We start from the raw sequence: 15,082 nt of genomic DNA on the forward strand, positions 1-15,082 counted from the left end.
TGCATAGGGATTTCTCGACCGCCTGCAGCAGCTGACCCGGAGTTGGGTAAAATAGAGTTTATACAAATAAATTAAGATTGCACTTTTATAAAAGCTAATCCATAGAGGTCCTACCTCTGTTAAGATTTGTTTAAACTGTCTTCTCCGTATCCCGACGTAGCATGAATTTGAAAGCTACAGTCTCACCGACCGACCTCGAACTGCCCACTTGGCTACAGGAATGTATGCTGGAGGTCGATGGTGCTGAAGACAGAGATGGTGTTGCAGAACAAAACCTGATTTGTCGCGCTTTTAACTTTGGTTACCAGCTCCATGAAGGCCAGCATCGAGCTTCGGGAGAACCATATATCGCTCATCCGGTCTCTGTTGCCGAGCTCCTAAGAGATCTAGGCGGTAGCGCAGCCATGATTGCTGCAGGCTTCCTCCACGATGTCGTTGAAGACACAGACGTCACCCCAGAAACCATCGAATCTGAGTTTGGACTAGAAGTCCGACAGCTAGTTGAAGGCGTTACGAAACTCTCTAAATTTAATTTTTCGACCAAAACCGAGCGGGAAGCCGAAAACTTTCGCCGCATGTTCTTGGCCATGGCCCAAGACATTCGCGTGATTGTAGTTAAACTAGCCGACCGTCTCCACAATATGCGGACCCTAGAGCATCTGCCCCCCGTTAAGCAGAAACGTATCGCTCAGGAAACGCGAGATGTATTTGCTCCCCTGGCCAATCGCCTCGGAATCTGGCGGTTCAAATGGGAATTAGAAGATCTGGCTTTCAAATATCTTGAGCCCGACACCTATCGCAGAATGCAGCAGCTGGTTGCGGATAAGCGAGTCGATCGCGAGGAACATATTGAGCAAGCGATCACCATTTTGCATGATCGGCTTGAACCCATTTGCTCCCACCACCTAGACATTTCTGGCCGCCCTAAACATCTGTTTAGTATTAGCCAGAAAATGGAGCGGCAACAAAAGGAATTTCATGAAATTTATGATGTCGCCGCCGTGCGAGTCATCGTCAAAACGAACGAAGAATGTTATCGCGCCCTAGCCGTTGTCCATGATTGTTTTCGTCCTATCCCTGGACGATTTAAAGACTATATTGGCTTACCGAAACCCAACCGCTACCAGTCTCTCCATACTGTCGTCATTGGCTTAGGGGGACGGCCCCTGGAAGTGCAAATCCGCACCGAAGCCATGCACCATATTGCGGAGTATGGAATTGCCGCCCATTGGAAATACAAAGAGTCATCCAATCAGCTCGGTAAAGCCTCTTGGAGTCCTGATGACGAAAAGTTTACCTGGCTGCGTCAATTATTAGAATGGCAAAGCGATCTCAAAGACGCCCAAGAATATCTAGACAGCGTCAAAGACAACTTATTTGACAGCGAAGTTTATGTTTTTACCCCCAAAGGCGATCTGATTGATCTCACCCAAGGGGCAACCCCCGTGGATTTCGCCTATCGGATTCATACCGAAGTCGGTAACCACTGCTTTGGGGCTCGTGTCAATGGGCGCATGGTCACCCTCGACACCCCCCTCGATAATGGCGACATTGTCGAAATCATGACCCAAAATAGTGCCCATCCCAGTTTGGATTGGCTCAATTTTGCTGCTAGCAATGCTGCCCGCAACCGAATTCGGCAATGGTATAAACGCTCTCACCGAGAAGAAAATATCCTCCGCGGCCGAGAGATGCTGGAAAAAGCGCTGGGGAAGAAAGGTTTCGATGCCTTACTCAAATCTGAGCCGATGCTGACGGTTGCCAATCGATGCAACTACCAAACCCCAGAGGATCTACTGGCTGCCCTGGGCTATGGTGAAGTGACCCTGAATTCCGTCGCCAATCGGCTCAGAGAAACCATTCGGAGTCAGCAAGCCGAGGCCGAACCAGCGACCTCAGATCTAACAGACGTTAATTTACCCACTCAAGCCAGCCCCAGACCACTCCCCAGCTCCGGGGACTCTCCAATTACGGGAGTTGAAGGATTGGTCTACCATATGGCCGGTTGCTGTCATCCCGTTCCCGGTGAGCCCATTATCGGGGCGGTCACCCTCAGTAATCGAGGGATTTCTATTCACCGCCAAGGCTGCAAAAATGTCGGCAATATTCCAGGAGATCGGCTGATTCCCGTCAGTTGGAACCCGGCCCACCCCTCCCAACAAAGCCGCCGCTATACCTATCCCATTGAAGTTCAAATCGAAGTCATCGATCGGGTTGGTATTCTCAAAGATATTTTGACCCGTCTGACCGATAGCAGAGTCAATGTCTATAACGCCCAAGTCAAAACCTTCCCAGGGCAAACTGCGGTGATTAATCTGGGGCTACACATCGAACATTGCAATCAATTAGACCAAATTTGCGCCCAAATCCGAAAAATGAGTGATGTTCTCAAACTAAGACGTCTCAGCCAGGTTGAAGACTGAAATACAGCCATGTACGCCTCCATAATCAATGGGGTGGCGAAATCAGCAGTACCATAGGTTATGATGGAGCGAAAATCGTTAATTTTTACTAAACCTTTGCTGAGTCACCTCACTAAGATTTTAGTAAGCATTAGTGCTTAGCAAGATTATGCTAGCCTACTGAAAATGTGGGTATGGCCTGTTGATAACCGCTAAGTTGTGTGGACCTTAAATCAGGTTCTGTGGTCGGGGGGTTTATAAAAATGCAATTTATCACTCCTAATTTCGAGAAAATCTAAATGATTGGACAACCAGAATTCGTTGAAAACCCTGAGAATCGTTGCCCCGTTATTTTATTGGTGGATACCTCTAGCTCCATGAGCGGTGCCCCCATGGATGCTTTGAATAGTGGCTTAGATGCTTTCAAAGAAGCGGTCATTCAGGATGAGCAAGCCGCATTGCGGGTTGACGTCGCCATTGTCAGTTTTGGACCTGTAGAACTTGTTCAAGATTTTGTGACCATTGACCAATTTGTACCGCTACAACTGGAAGCTCACGGTCTAACGCCTATGGGTGAGGCTCTAAGTTATGCCTTGGATTTACTAGAAAATCGCAAAGCCACCTATCGCAACAATGGCATTCAATATTATCGACCTTGGGTTTTCTTGATTACTGACGGTGCCCCCAATCCTGACTCTCCTTGGCAGCAAGCTTCTGAACGCCTTAAGAGCGCTGAAGCCCAGCGAAAGTTATCTTTCTTTGCCGTGGGTGTCCAGGGTGCAGATATGGCCATCTTGAACCAAATTTCGCCCCCCGAGCGTCCACCCTTAATGCTCAATGGGCTAGATTTCCGGTCCATGTTTCTATGGTTGAGTGATTCTATGGTGCGCGTGTCTAGCAGCACCGTAGGCGGAGATATGGTTGCTTTACCCCCTGTCGGTTGGGGACAAATCGCGACTTAGACATCAGAGCCGGAGACTTGTGAGGGCCTCAGACTTTCATGTTTGATGCATCTCTAGCTTCCGCATCCTACCTATCGTTATTTTTCGCGCCCAAAAGGAGAGGTTGTGGCCTGGAGAGCAATCGTTCATTCGGCAATTGGAACCCGTCATCTACAGAAACAATTGCCTTGCCAAGATTATGGCAACTATCTGATGCAAGCAGACACCCTCATTGGTGTCGTGTCTGATGGCGCTGGCAGTGCTAAATTCTCAGATATTGGGTCTAAGCTAGCCGTCAAAACAGCGTTGGCCATGCTAGAGGAGAGAGAAGAACACTGGTCCTCGGTTGACTTAGAAACCATTAATGCTGACGCTCAAATTCTCTTCACAGAGATGGTTGAAGCGGTTGTTACTGCCTTGCGATCGCAAGCCGAGAGTGGTGAGTATCCTTTGCGAGAGCTAGGATGTACATTATTAGGCTTTATTGCGACCCCCAACTGGCTGGCCTGTATGCAGATTGGCGATGGCTTTATTGTCACCCAAGCCCAGCAAACAGCCCCCAACCTCTCTGAAACTGAACCCATACCTTCCTTTGACCTCCTCTTTGAGCCGGTTAAAGGCGAATACATTAACGAAACAGTGTTTGTCACTAGCGATAATGCGGTAGAGCATATGCAAATTGCTGTGCGTGCGGATCATCATCCCTTTGTCTGTGCAGCCACGGATGGTCTTGAAAAAGTAGCGATTCGATTTCAGGATTGGCAAGCATTCCCGCCTTTCTTCAAGCCGTTCTTTGAATGTTTACGGTCGATTTCCGATCCTGAAGAACGTCAAACCTATGTAGAAACCTTCTTAGAATCAGATCGATTAAATGCCAAGACGGACGACGATAAGACGCTGCTGCTTTGTCTATTTAGGCCAGAGGATGACGGATGACCGTTCTCAAATGCCAAGTTTCGGGTCGGACCCTATCCCTGACGAAGCAGATCGCCAGTAGCGGCGAGGGGACCGTCTGGAAAACTAGCTATCGGGGGTTTCTGGCCAAGCTCTATCACGAGCGCACGCCAGAGCGGTTTCAAAAATTACGGGTGATGATTGCCCATCCTCCCCAAGATCCGACCCTCGGGCAGAATCACATTTCTTTGGCTTGGCCGAAGGATTTGCTAGAGAGCCAGCAAGGCGAGCCCATGGGGTTCATCATGCCTGAAGTGGGGGAAAGCGTTAAATTATCCACCATCTATAACCCTCGACTCCGCAGTCGCAAAGCACCTCGGTTTAACTGGTATTACCTTCATACTGCAGCTCTCAATATCGCATCCAGTATGGATGCCGTGCATAAAGAGGGTTACGTCGTCGGAGATGTCAAACCGCAAAATATCTTGGTGAATAACCAAGCCTTGGTTTCTATTATCGATACGGATTCCTTTCAGGTACAAGACCCTCATACTCGCGAAGTGTTTCGATGTTTAGTAGGTTCAGAAGGCTTTACGCCTTCCGAATTATTAGGCAAGGATTTAGCGTCGGTTGACCAGACCGAAATGCATGATCGGTTCCGATTAGGGGTGATTGTTTTTCTCCTCCTCTTTGGCGATCAGCCGTTTAAAGGCAAGTGGATTGGCCGGGGAGAGTCGCCACAGCCCACCACATTGATTGAAAAAGGATTTTGGCCCTATGCGCCCCAAAGTTTGATTCGCCCCGGTCCCAACACGATACCGTTGTCGATTTTGCACCCGCAGCTGCAGTCCTGTTTTCATCAATGCTTTACCCAAGGCCATGGCCAACCTCATCTGCGTCCCTCTGCAGATCAATGGATGACCGCTCTGCAGAAGGCGATCGCGAGTCTCAAAACTTGCAATTTGGAGTCCAACCATCATTACAGCCAAAGTTATGGCCATTGTTACTGGTGCGATCGCAGCTCTCGCTTAGGGGTGGATATCTTTAGTCCTAACCCGGTGATTCCCAAGCCTGCCCCCAAACGTCGCCAGCAAAAAAAGAAGAAGAGCCCTTGGGCAACCCAACCTCCGAGCCAAGCCAACCCTGCTCTAGCAGCGGCCTATGCCCAACGGATGCAGCAGCTCCAGAATATGCAAATTCCTAATTCTGGAATCACCCGCTCTATTCTGCAAATGCCCTTAGTCCAGCGGACGAGTTGGCCACCGTCTATTTCCAATTCAGTCCTAGGGGTAATTTTATGTGGCTTTAGTTTTTTGGGATTAGGGTTACTCTTGGCCCCAGAACTGAACCCTCAAACCTTCAGCTATTGGTCAAAATCCCTGGAACGAGCTGTCGATCAGTGGCTAATCTCTAAACTCGGCACGACCTTTACGGGTGAAACCCTGGCTCAGCTTCCCCCTTCCGGTCAATCTACAGCTGCTCAGACCATTGTAGCCCCGGCTAACGGCCAAAAAGGCCATTGGGATACCATCACCACGTTATCGATTAGTCCCGATAGCAGCACCCTCGTCAGTGGTAGTCGGGACTTTACCCTCAAAGTCTGGAATTTAAAGACAGGGCAATTGCTCAATACCTTATCTGAGCACTACGAACCGGTGGTCTCTAGCCATATTATGAATGATGGCCAGTCCCTGATCAGCAGCAGCATTAGCGGTAAAGTCTTGCAGTGGGACTTATCCACGGCCACCTTGCGCCGCAGCTTTGTCAATTACACCGCCATGCGTCCTGAAGGCGGGATTCGCACCACCGTCACTGATCCCAAAACCCGCATTATGGCCAGCAGTGCCTGGGGTGGCTCGATTCTGCTCTACAACCTGAAAACGGATAAAGTCACCCGCATTCCCTCGCAATTAATGGCATCTGAACAAACCATGGTGCTGAGTCCGGACGCCAAAAGCCTGGTAACCAGCAACAGCGACGGCCAAATTCAACAGTGGAATGTACAGACGGGCAAATTAGTCAGACGCTTGCCCAATACCGAGGGTTGGCAGTCTTCCGAACTCACCAGTTCCATCGCCTTAGGTCAACAAGGTAAGGTTCTCATTACGGGCAGTTGGGGCGGGAATATTGGGTTATGGAATTTTCAAACCGGTAAGCTGATTAAGAACTTTAAGGCCCATGAGAAAATGGTGGCTTCATTAGCCGTGAGTACCGATAATCAATTTTTGATTAGCGGCGGAGAGGATCAGACCATCAAAATTTGGAGCCTCAAAACCGGCCAACTGCTCAAAACCCTGACGGATCACCAAGGCAGCATCTCGACCTTAGCCATTAGCCCCAATAACCGCTGGTTGGTCAGTGGGAGTAGCGACCGCAGTATCAAAGTATGGAATTTAAAGACAGGGAAACTACTGCGCACCCTGCTCAACTCATAGCCCAGACGGACTTACCGCCTATTTCCCCTGGAGATAATTTACAATTCCTTGGGCAATGGCCTCTGCCAAGCGTTTGCGATGGGCTGCCGTTCGCAATTTCGCCGCATCAGTCCTACCCGTCAAAAATCCTAGTTCTACAAGGACAGCTGGCATCGATGATTTTCTTAAGACATAGAATCGGGCTTGGCGAATGCCACGATCGCCGACAGAGACGGCTCGACGAATGCTGGTATGAATCGCACGGGCCAAGCGGTATCCCGTCACATAATAGTAAGTTTCTAAACCGTTGATATCAGGACGGCTGAGGCTAATGGCATTGGCATGAATACTGACAAACACATCAGCACGAGCCCCTTCCGCTTTGGCCACTCGCGGGGGTAAGTCTACTTCGCGATCGCCGGAGCGAGTCAAGACCGCATTAATCCCTCGTTTTCGCAGGAGGTTATGGACTTGGGTCGAGACATCTAAGACCACTCGTTTTTCCTGTATCCCGCCAATGCCTACTGCACCTGGGTCAGCGCCACCATGACCGGGGTCAATAACAACGACTTTTGCCCCTGACTTAACGGGTTTAGAAACGATGGGACCGGGTGAGGAAATAGAGGGCTTGGGGATTTTGGGGGGCGGCACTCTAACGGCAATCGTCTTGCGCGAAGACTTTTTTAGCATCCTTTAAGGGGAAAAATTTGGGGAGTTGGATATACCAACGATTGGGGGCAATACCGCGCACCAGGACGCGCCGGGGGCTTAAGGTATATTTTTTGCTCAGCTCCACGACCACGCGTGTGGTTTTACGGTTATGTTGAGCCACCCGCACTTCTCGGACATACTTGCTGATTTTGCGGCGGGCTTTCAGTTTACGAAAGGTGGTATTGGGAAGGTCAATCACCAGTCGGGTCGGGTTCATCACCACTTTTGCCCGCGGCTTAGTTGCTGAATTCGTAATCAGATCAATGCGACTTTTTTTAGAATTAAACTTCCAGTAGGTAAGCTGTCCTGCTGATGCACTGTCCGCCCAGCAGAATAGGCTTAAAGCGAGGGGCAATACCCAGCTGGCTTTCCTCATCTTGCAATTCCACAGTCGTCTCTGAGCAGGCAAATCTTTAGTCTCGAGTAGGTGGGGGGGTAGATCCCTCTTGACTGGTAGGAGCACGATCAAGTTTCCTGTGCTGATGTTTTGCCCAGAGAAAGATGATGCTCATCGCCCGCCATCATCATGGATCATTGCTGAAGACGCAAGTCTTGCGGATCAATGGCGCTGGAGATATTAGCTGAAACACTTTACGGGCAAGCATTAACACCAAATTCATTGTTTTCCTGACTGCTTTGCGTTTCTTAAATTTTCCACCGCTGATGGTCGTATTCTAGGCATCCTTAGTCTGCCCCATTCGAAAGATGAATCGGCGCGAGTTGATAGTGATGCCACTGTCGTTGAAAGCGTTCTGCAATCAGAGGACGCAGGATAAATTTAGGGGGCGTTCCGGCCTGCACATCAATCCGTAGACCAGAATAGGGGCGGTGTTTTTGGGAACCTTGCCCATGTCTGCCGATAAAGAGTTGAGATCGCGCCACGCATCGCTCGGCACCTCCATCCACCGATTCCCATAAGTCCTCTCCCTCAGGGCGTTGTCGCCGTAGACTAAATCCACTGCCCCCACAAACCACACAATTGATATGGGAATCGGCATGGCCCGTATCGCCGGTTTTCAGAACTTCTAGACAATGGGCATGACCGTTAATGATCAAATCGACGAGGGGGCGGCCAGCCGCCTGATCTCCCACGACCTGCTGGACCTGATCTAAGACCTGACGCAAATGACGGCGAATGGCAAGGGTTTGGCCCTGATACCACTTACTGGCCTCAGTAACATAGGGCGGGTGATGAAAAAATAAGACTCGTCCTCGCACCTCGGGGTTAGACCAAGACTCAATCAGCCGTTGTTTCAGCCACACTAACTGTTCGATATCTAAGCTGAGGTCGGGGCCATTGGCCAATTGCTTATCAATATCTAAAATTTGCTCGTCTAATTGCTCAACTTTGGCATAGGTATCGCTGGTCGCATCATCGTCCGAGCGAGACTCATGCTGGCGCAAAGCTGCTGCCAAGGCTCGACTTCTAGTATTGATCAGAGCTTGGCGGTCTGCCTTCAATTGTCGTCGCCGTAATCTGCCCGTCTTATCTTTAGGAATGGGCAGTGGGGTATTCAAGGTATTCGAGTCCAGAGCAAAGAAATCAATCCCACCTTTACGAAATTGATAGTAGCGGTTGGGTAAGCGAGTAAACGCTCCTGGTTGATAGCGCAAGCAACGCTGGCCATTAAAATAAGCAGTGTAATGGGCTTCTACATGCTGGCGTAATTCAGCCATTGTGAACCGATAGAGATAATCTAAAAACGCTTGGGCATAGGCATCCCCTTTGTTAGAGCCATGCCAGCCGAGATCGAGATCAAGCTGACGCTGAAAGAGATTGCGTATCGGTAAAGTGGCTTGAGCGATTAATCCCACACACCAGGGCAGATCGTAGTAATCATGGTTACCGGGCACTGCAAACAGGGGCAACTTAAAGACCATTTGGTCATAGGCAATCTGTTGAGGCCGCTCACCATTGATCAGCCACTCGCGATAAGGGTGAATAAAATGATCAAAGTATTGCTCTTGCGACCCCACGAGATACACAACATCCCCCGTATGGAGTACAAAGCTGCTGCCTTGCCCGTGGGCTAAGAGTTGCTCCATCACACGCCGCTGAGGACTATCACCGCGATATTGCCCGGTGCCACTATCCCCAATCACCAAAAAGGAAAAATCGAGGCTGTCCGACTGCTCATCGTCCACCACTAATCGGGTTTGATCAACCTCTCTAGCTTGTAGGTAGGGATGCTGCCAACACACCCGTTCCTTCATTTTGGCGATCTTGACGGCGACGGCTGGATCCGAAACAAACTTCATGAGAGGCCTAATCTTCAGAAGAGAGCAGGGCGTTGTCCGATTTGCTGAATAACCCCAGGAGTGGCCCCAGAATCGCGCCAAATATAAATCCACCGGCATGGGCCCAATAGGCAATTCCACCCGCTTCCATACCAACGGTAACGGGGGCGTCTAAACTGGCTACTCCATAAAAGGCTTGCTGCACAAACCAAAACCCCAGGTAGAGAATCGCAGGAACTCTAAAGGTGGTCAGAAAAATACCTAAGGGCACCAGGGTCAGGATTCTGACTTGAGGGAAGCGGAAGATATAAGCCCCCATCACTCCGGCGATCGCACCGCTGGCCCCTAAGGATGGCACCACTGAAAGGGGATTAAAAAACCATTGGGTCAGAACCGCCAAAGCCCCACAGGCTAAATAAAACAAGAGAAATCGCATCCGACCCAGCTGCTCTTCTACATTATTGCCAAAGATCCACAGGTAGAGCATGTTGCCTGCCACATGCAAAAAACCGCCGTGGAGAAACTGGGAGGTGATTAAGGTACCCCACTCTCCGGCATCCACGGCGGAGAAACCGCCAAAGCTCGCGGTGAGCTCAATGGGAACAACCGCCCAATGCTGCAGAAAGAGGCTCAGCTGTCCCGGAGGCAGACTTAATTCATAGCCAAATACCAATAGATTGAGAACAATCAGGCCATAGGTCACATAGGGCGTGATTTGAGTTGGATTTTCATCGCGAAGAGGAACCATTTGTACAACCTCGCTCAGGGGACTAATATGCAGCTTAGTTCATTTACCCCCAGAAGGGTCATCATGACTCAGGAGCAGGGAGTTCAATACGCAGCGTTTTGAAGAATATAAACAGGGAAATGAGGTAGAGCACCACGACAATCGCAAATCCGGCAACCGGCGGCGTACAGTCAGCCCCTTGCTTAAAGCCATAGCAATCTCTGGGGCTAGCTAGCAAGACCAAGCACTGGCAAGTCATGCCCACCCACAACCAAAGATTTCGATACCTGAGCTGGCCATGAGGATGCTTAATCGCACGGAAGATCAAGTACAGGAGACCCACACCATACCCAGGCAATACCAACATTAGGAATGCGATCGCAACCGGAATTGTAAAGGCCAACAGATTATGTGCGATAAAGCTGCCTAATGCATATAGCCCGAACCAAAGCGCAAATTTTTTGATGGAGATGACTGAAGACATTCTTCATATCCCACGGTGGCGATCTGCCCAACTGAGTAAACAGCAGGCATAGCTCAATCATAGAAGCGGCTTAGGGAGATGCCAACTGTATCTCTAAAGGACGAATTATCCATATGGGAGATGAGCCACCGCCCGTATAAGACTCAACCGTCCCCTCCACCAGGACATTCTGTTGATCAAACTGGTCGGCTTCCGAAGGTGAACGTAGGGATTGCTTATGAGTGGGAGGATAAAGTGCTACAGAGGTGCCATCGTTCAAGACTATCTTGGCTCTGATATGGGGAATAGGCGGTTGCTCGGGGTTCCAGATGCCTGCACTCGTAATATCTGGTGTTTGTTTATGGGCAACATAGCGCCCTTGTAAGGTCACCGGTTGACCCCCATATTTTTGCAGCGTTTCTTGATCCTGAATCAGGGGCATGTTGTGACTGGTTTGGCTATCCAAAACTATCGATTTTTGAGGTGGCTCACACGCTATCAATGGATGCCCTGGCAGGGTCAACCACAAGATTCCTAAGCTATACCCCACTGCTTGTCCCAGTTTCGGCATTGGATTAGCTGACCTCATTGTCTTTCAGTTTTAAAATGCCCACAGACTATCCATCAAGTTCCCTCTAGAGAAAGCGAGCATTTGCTGTTGTCCCTCTCAATTTTTATGGATAGTCTCAATACAGCCTCAAAACTCTCAGGACAATTTAAACAAAAAAAGCGACTTATTAGTCAACCGCCTTTGGCAATCTGATCAGTTTGCTATCAGAGTTCCCACATTGCTTATTTAGCAATTATTGCAGACTTAAAAAATCCTTGAAAATCATATCAAGAAAGAAAGATATTTTTATGTCATAAAACAATTTAAATCTAAATTATTTCCTGACTTTCTATGCGATTATTTGCAAGACAAGCTTTTTTCTCTATGATGACTTTTTTTTAATCGAAGGGTAATCTAAGAGATGACAAATACTGCCATGACCATTAGATAAAAAAGACACTCCTATTAACCTCTGAGAATCTAAATTTAAGTATTTCGATAAGTTGCTAGTTCTCTACACATAAATAATTATGAAAGCAATGATTTTGGCGGCGGGTAAAGGTACTCGCGTTCGCCCGATAACTTTCACGATTCCCAAACCCATGATTCCGATCATGCAGAAACCTGTGATGGAGTTTTTAGTCGATCTTCTCCGACAACATGGTTTTGATGAAATCATGGTGAACGTTAGCCACTTGGCAGATGAAATCGAAAGCTATTTTAGAGATGGTCAGGGATTTGGGGTAGATATTGCTTACTCCTTTGAAGGTCGAATTGAAGACGGCATGCTCATCGGAGATGCCGTTGGTTCAGCAGGAGGGATGCGGCGGATTCAAGATTTTTCTCCATTTTTTGACGATACATTTATTGTGCTATGTGGCGATGCCCTGATTGATTTGGACTTAAAAGCTGCAGTGGAATGGCACCGGCAAAAAGGCTCCATTGCCACTATCGTCATGAAAACAGTCGATCCAAATGATGTCTCTAGTTATGGTGTTGTAGTCACGGATGAAGAGGGCCGCGTGCAATCTTTTCAAGAAAAACCCACAATTGATGAAGCCCTTAGCAATACCATCAATACAGGTATCTATATTTTTGAGCCTGCAATTCTAGACCTTATTCCATCTGGAGAAGAGTTTGATATTGGGGGTGATCTCTTTCCCAAACTAGTGTCTATGAATTTACCTTTTTATGGCGTTGCGATGGATTTCCAATGGGTGGATATTGGCAAGGTTCCTGATTATTGGCATGCCATTCGTAGCGTATTGATGGGCGAGGTCAAGAATGTAGCTATCCCTGGTCATGAAGTGAAACCCAGTGTTTATACTGGCCTGAATGTTGATATCAACTGGGATAAGGTTGATATTCAAGGTCCGGTGTACATTGGTGGCATGACTCGCATTGATGAAGGCGTGAAAATTATTGGCCCAACCATGATTGGACCCAACTGCCATATTTGTAGTGGTGCAACAGTAGACAACAGCGTGATCTTCGAATATTCTCGTCTGGGCCCTGAAGCCAATCTAGTCGATAAGCTGGTGTTCGGTCGCTATTGTGTGGATAAAACAGGGGTGTCCTTGGATGTTCGCACAGCAGCTTTGGATTGGCTGATTACGGATGTTCGGCAAAATTCTCATGGCCCCACACCAGTGATGATCTAAGCCAGTGCTACCGCACAAAAAAGGTGGACAAGGATACTCCATGATATTGATATTCCCTGGCAGATTTTGACCGAATTGATCACTACCGAGATTATCGCTTGATCTCTCAATGTTGCTAGTCAAGATGAGGGACATTCTCACCGGAGTCGTACTCAAAGTTTCGAGAACGAGACGCATTTGACCTCGTCCATCTTTAAGAAAGAAACGGATAAAACTTCGTCAGGGTCCGATAATACTCGATATTCCCCGAAAACCTGTGCTAATCTTTTATAGTACATATGCACTATAAATATGCTCATTTGCTCAGTTCATGCTGTCTCTTGGGCAGATTCTCTCTGTCTGCCTTGTCTTGCTGCCCCCATTTCAGCCGGATTTCCTTCTCCAGCTGATGACCATTTGCAGAACAATTTGAATTTGCAAGAAGCACTCATTCCTCGTCCAGCCGCGACTTTTCTGATGCGCGTTCAAGGGGATTCGATGGAAGGCTGCGGAATCTTCTCGGGGGATTTATTGGTTGTGGATCGCTCACTGACACCAGTCGATGGGGCCGTGGTGATTGCTGTCTTAAACGGAGAGTTTACAGTCAAGCAGCTACGGTTATCGCAAAAAACAATCTTATTGGCCGCAGCCAATTCAGACTATACGCCCATCGTTGTCAAAGCCGGGATGGAATTCCAGGTGTGGGGTGTGGTTACCTATGTGGTTCATGGGTTGCAGGTTTGAAACGGCGTCTAATCGGGCTGTGTGACTGCAACTCCTTCTATGCCAGCTGTGAAATCGCTCTTAATCCTCGCTTGCAACATAAACCCGTTGTCATCGCTTCCAACAATGATGGGGTTGTGGTCACTGGCAATGCTAAAGCTAAAGGCTTGGGCTTGAAAATGGGCGTACCGCTGTTCAAGGTTCAAGACCTAATTCAGCAGCATGATGTACGAGTTTTTAGCTCCAACTATGCATTGTATGGTGACCTATCTCAGCGAGTCATGTCGGTTCTGGAGCAGCATACACCTGAACAAGAAATCTATTCCATTGATGAGTGCTTTATGCGCATACCGGAATTTGCTGAGGCCACGACCTATTCTCATAACATTCGAAAAACGGTGATGAAATGGACAGGGATTCCTGTGTCGATTGGGGTTGCCACGTCCAAGACATTAGCGAAGATTGCCAATCATGTTGCTAAACAGCAGAAGCAGTATGGCGGGGTATTTGACCTTGCCACAGCGGGCAATGCTGAGGGGATTCTGGCAACCTTTCCCGTTAAGGAAATTTGGGGAATCGGACGACAATACAATAAGTGGCTGCTCAGCCAGGGAATTGACACAGCGAAGGAACTACGAGATGCAAATGAAGGGATGATCCGCCAGAAGATGGGGGTGGTCGGTGTGCGGATGATCCATGAATTACGGGGAATTTCTTGTCTGCCACTGGAGCTAGTAGCGAAACCCAAAAAGGAAATCTGTGTATCTCGCTCCTTCGGCCAGCCTGTGACGGAGTTGGCGGATTTGCAAGATGCGATCGCAACCTACGCATCCAGAGTGGCAGAGAAGCTCCGCCATCAACAGCAAGTGGCAGAGGCTATGATCGTCTTCGCCCGCACCAGCCCCTTTAAGTCGAGGTATTTTCGCCAATCAGCAACGGTACAGTTCCCCATTGCCACTAGCTATACGCCCGCCATGGTCGAGGCTGCCCGCAAAGCAATGGCACGCATTTATGAGCCGGGGCGAGAATTTCAGAAGGCCGGTGTACTAATGGTGGGTCTCTGTCCCGAAACAACCATCCAAGGGCATCTCTGGGAAAAAGATGAGGGATGGGAGAAACGCAAGCGGCTGATGTCAATTATGGATGAGGTGAATGATCGGTTTGGCCGAGGCACGATAGGCATTGCGGCTTCAGGGGTGAAGCAGACCTGGAAAATGCAGTCCAAGTGGCGATCGCCGAGGTATACAACCTGTTGGGCAGAGTTACCTGTGGCGAGTTGTTGAGGGCACCTATCTAAGGTTGCGATCACGCCACTGACTTTAGATAGGTGCCAACCTCCAAGGCAGTTAGCAATGTTTTCGCATATTGGACTCTATAGA

At 48.8% G+C, this 15,082-nt stretch carries 13 protein-coding genes; 7 read left to right on the forward strand and 6 right to left on the reverse strand.

What is annotated here, in order from left to right; all coding sequences use genetic code 11:
• The first annotated feature begins 161 nt into the window (after nucleotides 1-161).
• From HRE53_RS10330 to HRE53_RS10345, 4 genes are all read left to right on the forward strand, one after another.
• A complete protein-coding gene (locus HRE53_RS10330) occupies nucleotides 162-2,423 on the forward strand; it encodes a bifunctional (p)ppGpp synthetase/guanosine-3',5'-bis(diphosphate) 3'-pyrophosphohydrolase (protein WP_235110337.1) in 2,262 nt (753 codons plus the stop codon).
• Nucleotides 2,424-2,701: 278 nt separating this feature from the next.
• Complete coding sequence (locus tag HRE53_RS10335) at nucleotides 2,702-3,364, forward strand: VWA domain-containing protein (RefSeq protein ID WP_212663366.1); 663 nt, start codon at nucleotides 2,702-2,704, stop codon at nucleotides 3,362-3,364.
• Nucleotides 3,365-3,469: 105 nt separating this feature from the next.
• Entirely contained in the window at nucleotides 3,470-4,279 is an 810-nt protein-coding gene (locus HRE53_RS10340) for a PP2C family serine/threonine-protein phosphatase (RefSeq protein ID WP_235110339.1), read from the forward strand.
• A complete protein-coding gene (locus HRE53_RS10345) occupies nucleotides 4,276-6,672 on the forward strand; it encodes a protein kinase domain-containing protein (protein WP_235110341.1) in 2,397 nt (798 codons plus the stop codon). Before HRE53_RS10340 ends, HRE53_RS10345 begins: the two co-directional genes overlap by 4 nt.
• 18 nt (nucleotides 6,673-6,690) lie before the next feature.
• Here the strand turns inward: HRE53_RS10345 and HRE53_RS10350 are convergent, their stop codons facing one another.
• The 6 genes from HRE53_RS10350 to HRE53_RS10375 all read right to left on the reverse strand — a co-directional run bounded on the left by HRE53_RS10350 (nucleotide 6,691) and on the right by HRE53_RS10375 (nucleotide 11,361).
• A complete protein-coding gene (locus HRE53_RS10350; RefSeq protein WP_235110342.1) occupies nucleotides 6,691-7,341 on the reverse strand; it encodes an N-acetylmuramoyl-L-alanine amidase in 651 nt (216 codons plus the stop codon).
• Nucleotides 7,304-7,738, reverse strand: coding sequence for an AMIN domain-containing protein (locus tag HRE53_RS10355; RefSeq protein ID WP_235110343.1), 435 nt, complete (start codon nucleotides 7,736-7,738; stop codon nucleotides 7,304-7,306). The genes HRE53_RS10350 and HRE53_RS10355 overlap by 38 nt, the downstream gene beginning before the upstream one ends.
• A gap of 308 nt (nucleotides 7,739-8,046) precedes the next feature.
• Nucleotides 8,047-9,621: a metallophosphoesterase gene (locus tag HRE53_RS10360; protein ID WP_235110344.1), complete on the reverse strand. Its 1,575-nt coding sequence runs from the start codon at nucleotides 9,619-9,621 to the stop codon at nucleotides 8,047-8,049.
• Nucleotides 9,622-9,628: 7 nt separating this feature from the next.
• Complete coding sequence (locus HRE53_RS10365) at nucleotides 9,629-10,348, reverse strand: rhomboid family intramembrane serine protease (RefSeq protein WP_235110345.1); 720 nt, start codon at nucleotides 10,346-10,348, stop codon at nucleotides 9,629-9,631.
• Between the two features lie 61 nt (nucleotides 10,349-10,409).
• Nucleotides 10,410-10,811, reverse strand: coding sequence for a hypothetical protein (locus HRE53_RS10370; protein WP_235110346.1), 402 nt, complete (start codon nucleotides 10,809-10,811; stop codon nucleotides 10,410-10,412).
• A 70-nt stretch (nucleotides 10,812-10,881) separates the two neighbouring features.
• Entirely contained in the window at nucleotides 10,882-11,361 is a 480-nt protein-coding gene (locus HRE53_RS10375; protein WP_212663375.1) for a hypothetical protein, read from the reverse strand.
• 509 nt (nucleotides 11,362-11,870) lie between these two features.
• Between HRE53_RS10375 and HRE53_RS10380 the strand changes: the two genes are divergently transcribed.
• From HRE53_RS10380 to HRE53_RS10390, 3 genes are all read left to right on the forward strand, one after another.
• Nucleotides 11,871-13,001 carry a sugar phosphate nucleotidyltransferase gene (locus HRE53_RS10380; RefSeq protein WP_212663376.1) on the forward strand — a complete coding sequence of 377 codons (1,131 nt, stop codon included), beginning with the start codon at nucleotides 11,871-11,873 and terminating at the stop codon, nucleotides 12,999-13,001.
• 291 nt (nucleotides 13,002-13,292) lie between these two features.
• Nucleotides 13,293-13,724 (forward strand): LexA family transcriptional regulator, encoded by a 432-nt coding sequence (locus HRE53_RS10385; RefSeq protein ID WP_235110348.1) that lies wholly within the window; start codon nucleotides 13,293-13,295, stop codon nucleotides 13,722-13,724.
• The gene (locus HRE53_RS10390) at nucleotides 13,721-14,986 is read left to right on the forward strand and encodes a Y-family DNA polymerase (RefSeq protein WP_255801367.1); all 1,266 of its coding nucleotides are present in this window, start codon (nucleotides 13,721-13,723) and stop codon (nucleotides 14,984-14,986) included. Before HRE53_RS10385 ends, HRE53_RS10390 begins: the two co-directional genes overlap by 4 nt.
• The last annotated feature ends 96 nt before the right edge of the window (nucleotides 14,987-15,082 follow it).

The sequence above is a fragment of the Acaryochloris sp. 'Moss Beach' genome, from assembly GCF_021497025.1.
In the GTDB taxonomy this organism is placed as follows: domain Bacteria; phylum Cyanobacteriota; class Cyanobacteriia; order Thermosynechococcales; family Thermosynechococcaceae; genus Acaryochloris; species Acaryochloris marina_A.

What these genes read in the sequence shown, in the direction of transcription:
- HRE53_RS10330 (WP_235110337.1), top strand. Translation starts at nt 162, where the DNA reads ATGAATTTGAAAGCTACAGTCTCACCGACCGACCTCGAACTGCCCACT.
- HRE53_RS10335 (WP_212663366.1), top strand. Translation starts at nt 2,702, where the DNA reads ATGATTGGACAACCAGAATTCGTTGAAAACCCTGAGAATCGTTGCCCC.
- HRE53_RS10345 (WP_235110341.1), top strand. Translation starts at nt 4,276, where the DNA reads ATGACCGTTCTCAAATGCCAAGTTTCGGGTCGGACCCTATCCCTGACG.
- HRE53_RS10350 (WP_235110342.1), bottom strand. Translation starts at nt 7,341, where the DNA reads ATGCTAAAAAAGTCTTCGCGCAAGACGATTGCCGTTAGAGTGCCGCCC.
- HRE53_RS10355 (WP_235110343.1), bottom strand. Translation starts at nt 7,738, where the DNA reads ATGAGGAAAGCCAGCTGGGTATTGCCCCTCGCTTTAAGCCTATTCTGC.
- HRE53_RS10360 (WP_235110344.1), bottom strand. Translation starts at nt 9,621, where the DNA reads ATGAAGTTTGTTTCGGATCCAGCCGTCGCCGTCAAGATCGCCAAAATG.
- HRE53_RS10365 (WP_235110345.1), bottom strand. Translation starts at nt 10,348, where the DNA reads ATGGTTCCTCTTCGCGATGAAAATCCAACTCAAATCACGCCCTATGTG.
- HRE53_RS10370 (WP_235110346.1), bottom strand. Translation starts at nt 10,811, where the DNA reads ATGTCTTCAGTCATCTCCATCAAAAAATTTGCGCTTTGGTTCGGGCTA.
- HRE53_RS10375 (WP_212663375.1), bottom strand. Translation starts at nt 11,361, where the DNA reads ATGCCGAAACTGGGACAAGCAGTGGGGTATAGCTTAGGAATCTTGTGG.
- HRE53_RS10380 (WP_212663376.1), top strand. Translation starts at nt 11,871, where the DNA reads ATGAAAGCAATGATTTTGGCGGCGGGTAAAGGTACTCGCGTTCGCCCG.
- HRE53_RS10385 (WP_235110348.1), top strand. Translation starts at nt 13,293, where the DNA reads ATGCTCATTTGCTCAGTTCATGCTGTCTCTTGGGCAGATTCTCTCTGT.